The organism is Nakamurella sp., assembly GCF_048594475.1.
Classification (GTDB): Bacteria; Actinomycetota; Actinomycetes; order Mycobacteriales; family Nakamurellaceae; genus Nakamurella.
Map to the genome: position 1 here is coordinate 1 of NZ_JBMDXT010000486.1, position 5,926 is coordinate 5,926.

Here is a 5,926-nt window from a genome sequence, read left to right on the forward strand (position 1 = left end):
GCCGCGCCGCGCGGTTGGGCGCGGGGGGGGGGGCCCCAGGGGGCCCATGGGGGGCCCACGGGGGGCCCCCCCCCGCGCCGACGGCGTCCTCGACGCCGGCTGCCCGCGCCCGGTCCCGCGATCGGGGCCGCTCAGGGTCCCGGGGCCGGTGGGCGTGGCCGCCCGCGCAGGCCGGCCCGGAAGGCGGTGACCAGCGCCTGCCCGGCCGGCCAGCGGCCGAGCCGGCTGGCCGAATTGAGGTGGCCGGCGCGGCCCATGCTCACCACCGGCACCCCCCAGCCGGCGGCCAGGTCGGCGGTGGCCGCCGGGGTCGCGTAGGGGTCGTCGTCGCTGGCGACGACCAGGCCCGGGTAGGGCAGGGGTGCGGCCGGCAGCGTGGCGAAACCGGCTGCGGCCGCGGGAAAGGCGGGGCCGGCCGGGTCCGGCGGGGCGACCAGCACCGCGCCCAGCACGCCCGGATCGGACCAGCCCGGGCGGGCCGACCAGTGCGCGACCGCATGGCAGCCGAGGCTGTGCGCGATCAGCAGTGAGGGTCCGTCCGCCGGGACGCAACGGTCCAGGGCGGCGCTCCAGTCGGCCGGATCCGGCTCGCTCCACGACGAGGGCTCGATGCGGACCGCGGCCGGACCGAGCTCGCGCTCCCAGGCCGACTGCCAGTGGTCCTCGTCGGAGCCGTCGATACCGGGCACGATCACGAACCGCATGGCGCCATCCTCGCAGTGCCGGCGCGGTGAGCCGCCGGAAGGGCCGGCCGGCTCTCCGGCCGGCGCGGGATCCGCGGCCGGCCGCGGCGTGGCGCGGGCCTCTCGCCGGGTTCGGGGGCCGATCACAGCGGATTCTGGGGAACCGGCCACGCGTTGCCGATGAACCGCCAAGCGATTACGCAGGTGCACGGGGTGCTCTGGGATCCGACAGTTGTGAGCCCAGGAGGACCCCGTGTACCAGCCCGCCCCCGCGCCGCCCGCCCCGCCCGTTCCGCCGCGCCACCGGACCCCGCTCATGGTCGCCGGTGCGCTCGGGATCGCCGCCGTGGTCGGCATCGCCGCGGCCCTGGGCGGCACCACCCAGGTGGCCGGCACCCCGACCGCCGTCGAGGGCATCGCCGCCGCCGCCACGCTGCCCGATCCCTACGGCAGCGGTTCCGGCGGCTCGTCCGGGTCCGGCGGTCAGAGCCTGGACATCCCCGGTTTCAGCATCCCCGGTTTCAGCATTCCCGGCTTCGGCGACGGTTCCACCGGCACCGGGGACTCGGGTGGTTCCGGCGGCACCGGCGGCACCGGCGGCACCGGCGGCGGCTACGGCTACGGTGACGGCGGCGGCACGACCGGCGACGGCAGCAGCGAGGTGCCTGTCACCACGGCCCAGCAGGTGGGGCTGGTCTACATCGACACGCAGCTGGCCTACCAGGACGCCGCCGCGGCCGGCACCGGCCTCGTGCTCACCTCCGACGGCACGATCCTGACCAACAACCACGTGATCGCCGGGTCGACCTCGATCCTGGTCACGGTGGTCAGCAGCGGCAAGACCTACCGCGCCACGGTGGTCGGCGCCGACGTCAAGGACGACATCGCCGTCCTGCAGTTGACCGACGCCTCCGGCCTGACCACGGCGAACGTCGGCACCTCGCAGAACGTGGCCGTCGGTGACGCCGTCACCGGCGTGGGCAACGCCGGGGGCGACGGAGGGACCCCGTCCGCGGCCGCCGGGGTGGTGTCGGCCCTGAACCGGACGATCACCACCCAGGCCGAGGGGGCCGCCGCCGGTGAGACCCTGACCGGGCTGATCGAGACCACCGCGGACATCCAGTCGGGTGACTCCGGGGGCCCGCTGTTCAACGCCGACGACCAGGTGATCGGCATCGACACCGCCGCCTCGGAGGTGTCCGGGCAGAGCGTGAACGGTTACGCCATCCCGATCGACACCGCGCTGGGCATCGCCAGGCAGATCGTCGCCGGCGACACCAGCGGCGGGGCCACGCTGGGCTACCCGGCCTTCCTCGGCGTGCAGGTCCAGTCCGCGACCACCGCCACCGGCACCGGCCGCGACCGGTCGGGCGCGGGCACGTCGGCCAGCGGGACGTCGGGAGCCGTCATCGCCGGTGTGGTGGACGGGTCTCCGGCCGCCGGGGCCGGGCTGGTGGCGGGCGACACCGTCGTCGGGATCGACGCCACGGCGGTCACCTCCGCCGACGGGCTCAGCGCCGCCCTGGCCGGTCACCGGCCGGGTGATTCGGTCACGGTCACCTGGGTGGACGCCTCGGGTGCGCGGCAGTCGGCCGACGTCGTCCTGATCCAGGGCCCGGCCGCCTGAACCCGCGGTGAGCACCGGGACGCCGGCGGCGGTCAGCCGCCGGCGTCCGCCGTCTCCGGGGCCGGGAGCGTCCGCCCCGGCGACCACGGCCACCGTCGGCCGGGGTCGGGGGATCGCGGTCCACCGTTCCACGGCGCGGGTGCGCCGCCGGTTCCGCTCAGCCCGCCGGGACCGGGGCGTCCGCCAGACCGATCAGGCTGCGTGCGAAGGACGTCCCCGGCGGGGCGACGACCAGGCAGCTGACGAACGAGTCGACCACCGGGTCGGTTGCCGGTTCGGGGCCGGTGGCGACCCGGATGTCGATCGCACCACCCCGGGTCGGATCGGCCGTGCGCAGCGCCCGTCCGGCAAACGCGACGCACGCGAGCCGCAGATCGTCGCGGGTGACCGGCCGGGGTCCCAGGCGGGCCGTGCCGATCAGCTCGGCGGCGTGCGGCCGATCGCAGGCCACGGCCTCGGCGGTGGACAGGTCGGGGGCCGAGAAGCAGGCGCCGAACGGCGGCGGCAGCGTGCCGGCGGTGAGTACGTCCCGAAGCCGGCCGTCGTACGGGGAGCCGTCGTCCGCGCCGATCAGGCAGGCCGACCAGTGCTGGCCGCGCGCCCGTTGGGCCCGATCAGGCCCGACCCGGGTGTAACGGAACTCGGGCTGGGCGGCCCAGACGACCGACGTGCCGCCGCCGACGTCGACCACCGGGGCGATCGACCCGGTGTAGGCGATGGCGTCGATCGGGCACTGGGCCAGCTGGCTCAGGTAGTCGGTGGCCGAGATCCGGGCCGGTGGGGATGCGGTGGTCTCGACCGAGACGACCTCGCCGACGATCGGACCGCCGCCCGGGTCGGGACAGGGGCCGGTGCTTGCGGTCGGGTAGTCCATGACGTCGTCGACCTGCGGGGCGGGACGGTCGAACCGGGGCCAGGGGTCGGCCATCCAGGTCACGCAGTCGCCGGCCGACGGCGGTCCGGCCACCACCCCGGCCACCGGCTCGCCGGCGATCCGGCGACCGGGCACGTTCGGGACGACGATCGTCGCCGTCAGCACCACGGCCGCGATGAGCGCACCCCACCAGCGTCGGGTCACGCCCCCGACGGTAGGCCCGCCGGCGGGGCGAGGCTCGGGATGCCGGAGTCGCCGGGACCGCCGACCGGCCCGGGAACGCCGCCGTGGTCCGGGCCGTGGTGGCCGGGACCGCCGACGAGTGCCCCGGCCCCGCCGGGGACGGCCGGCAGCCGGAGCTCGAACCGCGCGCCGGGACGGCCGTCCGGCCGGGCCAGGCAGACCACGTCGCCGCCGGCCCGCCGGGCCACCGCCCGGGCGATCGGCAGGCCGAGGCCGGAACCATCACCCGCCCGCTCGGAGGAGAGCCGGACGAAGCGCTCGAAGATCCGGTCCCGCTGGTCGGGCGGCACCCCGGGACCCCCGTCCTCGACCGCGACCACCACGTCGACCGGGTCCGTCTCCACCTCCGGCTCCACCTCGCCGGTGCCGCCGTCCCCCGCCGCGGGTCGGCTCGTGACGGTCACCGCCACCGGCCCGCCCGGCGAGCCGGCCCGGGCCGCGTTCTCGAGCAAGTTGGCCACGGCCCGGCCCAGCTCGTCGGGGTCGATGCGGACGGTGACGCCAGCGGCGTCCGCGGCCAGCTCGAACCGCTGGTCGGGCCGCCGCAGGGCGACGCCGGCCACCTGATCGCGGACGAGGTCGACCGGATCGACGGGCCGGACGCGGCCGGCCGGGGCGGCGCCGGGCCCGGCGTTGTCCATGCGGGCCATCACGATCAGGTCGTCGACCAGCCGGGCCGCGTGCCGCGACTGCCGGACGATCGCCACCAGCCGCTGCTCGCGGTCGGCGCGGTCCAACCCGTCGAAGTCGGCCCGGAGCAACGCGTCGGCGCCCGCGACGATCCCGGCCAGCGGCGTGCGCAGGTCGTGCGACGCGTCGGCCAGGAACTGGCGCATCCGTTCCTGGGCCTGCTGCGCGGAGGTCTCGGCCGCCTCGAGCGCGTCGAGCATCTCGTCGAACGCGACCGCGGTGCGGCCCAGATCGGTGTCCGGTTTCGTCGGCCGCAACCGCCGGCCGCGGGCGCCGGCGCCGATCCGCCGGGCCAGCGCCGCCATCCGGTCCAGCGGGCGCAGGGCGACGCCGACCAGCCGGACCAGCACCAGCCCGGTGACCGCCAGCGCGGCGATGCCGGCGACGATCTCGATGGTCCGCAGGGTCGACAGGGTGCGCTCGATGTCCCCCTCCTCGGCCTGCAGCTGCAGCACTCCCCCGGGCAGGGTGACCTGCGCGGTGAGCGTGCCGGCGGCCTCGCTGAACGCCACGTCGGGCTCGACGGCGGGCTGGGGGAGCGGCGGTGTGGCGGCCGGCGGGTTGCCCGGGGCCGGGACCGGCCGGGCCTGGGCCGGAGGGGCGGCGTCCGGGCGGCCGATGTACTCGGCGCCGTCGGCGGTGAAGCTGCTGAAGATCCCCCCGCCGGACATCTGGTCGGCCAGGGTCTGGCCGGTGACGCCCTGCTGCTGCAGGACGACCGCGTAGCCGGCCCGATCCTGCAAGCGCGCCCGCAGATCCTCCCGCAGGGAGTTGCCCAGGACGGTGGTGACCACCACGGCCAGCGAGGTCAGCACGACGGCCAGCAGGACGAGCACGGCCACCACGACCCGGGCCCGGAGCGACCCGGTCCGCACCGGGCCGTCGCCGGCTCCGGGGTGCGCGCCGCCGGCGGTCCGGGAGCGATCGCGCTCGACCACCGCCGGGCGGCCGGCCGCGCCCGCCGGACCGGTCACGGTGACCCGGCGTCGACCGGCGCCGCCAGCCGGTACCCGACGCCCCGGACCGTGTGGATCAGCCGCGGCCCGTGCCGGTCCAGCTTGCGCCGGAGCCCGGAGACGAAGGCCTCGACCAGATTCGGGTCGTAGGCCTCGTACCCCCAGACCTGGGTCAGGATCTGTGTCTTGGACAGCACCCGGCCGCGGTGGCGGGCCAGGTACACCAGCAGCCGGCGTTCGGTCGCGGTCAGCTCGATCGGCCGGCCGGCCCGCTGCACGACGCCGCCGTCCTCGTCGACGATCAGGTCCCCGATCTCGATCAGCTGCGCCGAGAGCCGGCCCGAGCGGCGCAGCACCGCGGTCACCCGTGCGAGCAGTTCGGCGACCGCGAACGGCTTGACCAGGTAATCGTCGGCGCCCGCGTCGAAGCCGGCCAGCCGGTCGTCGACCCCGTCGAGGGCGGTCACGAAGATCACCGGGACATCGGCCCCGCCGCGCAGGATCCGGGCCAGCTCCAGGCCGGACCGGTGCGGCAGCATGACGTCCAGGATGGCCAGGTCGGGGCGGAAACTGTCCATCAGCGGCACCGCGGTCGCGCCGTCGGCGCTGACCTCGACCAGGTGGCCCGCGTCGCGCAGCGAGTCGGCGATTACGGCCCGCAGCAGGTCGTCGTCCTCGACGACGAGGATTCGCACGCCCCCGGCACTCACCGGATCGAGTATGCCGGGGCCGGCTGAGGATCCGCTGAAGACCGCAGGGCTCCGGCGCCGGATTCAGCTCGCCTTCAGCATCGCCGGTGACGGTGGATGAAGCCGGCCCGGACGAACCCGGACCGGCTTCATCAGCTCCACCA

5 protein-coding genes are annotated in these 5,926 nt (G+C 76.5%); 1 reads left to right on the forward strand and 4 read right to left on the reverse strand.

Features of this window, described 5'->3' with window-relative positions:
* Positions 1-131: 131 nt before the first annotated feature.
* Positions 132-704: an RBBP9/YdeN family alpha/beta hydrolase gene (locus tag ACOJUF_RS22115; protein ID WP_420123972.1), complete on the reverse strand. Its 573-nt coding sequence runs from the start codon at positions 702-704 to the stop codon at positions 132-134.
* A gap of 232 nt (positions 705-936) precedes the next feature.
* Here ACOJUF_RS22115 and ACOJUF_RS22120 point away from each other — a divergent pair, with 232 nt between their 5' ends.
* Positions 937-2,310, forward strand: a complete 1,374-nt coding sequence (locus ACOJUF_RS22120) for a S1C family serine protease (RefSeq protein ID WP_420123973.1) — start codon at positions 937-939, stop codon at positions 2,308-2,310.
* A 157-nt stretch (positions 2,311-2,467) separates the two neighbouring features.
* Here ACOJUF_RS22120 and ACOJUF_RS22125 read toward each other — a convergent pair whose 3' ends face one another.
* Genes ACOJUF_RS22125 through ACOJUF_RS22135 form a run of 3 tightly spaced genes read right to left on the reverse strand, consistent with a single transcriptional unit; the run spans position 2,468 to position 5,783 of the window.
* Positions 2,468-3,388, reverse strand: a complete 921-nt coding sequence (locus ACOJUF_RS22125) for a septum formation family protein (protein ID WP_420123974.1) — start codon at positions 3,386-3,388, stop codon at positions 2,468-2,470.
* Positions 3,385-5,091: a HAMP domain-containing sensor histidine kinase gene (locus ACOJUF_RS22130; RefSeq protein ID WP_420123975.1), complete on the reverse strand. Its 1,707-nt coding sequence runs from the start codon at positions 5,089-5,091 to the stop codon at positions 3,385-3,387. Before ACOJUF_RS22130 ends, ACOJUF_RS22125 begins: the two co-directional genes overlap by 4 nt.
* Positions 5,088-5,783 carry a response regulator transcription factor gene (locus ACOJUF_RS22135; protein ID WP_420123976.1) on the reverse strand — a complete coding sequence of 232 codons (696 nt, stop codon included), beginning with the start codon at positions 5,781-5,783 and terminating at the stop codon, positions 5,088-5,090. Before ACOJUF_RS22135 ends, ACOJUF_RS22130 begins: the two co-directional genes overlap by 4 nt.
* Positions 5,784-5,926: the final 143 nt, after the last annotated feature.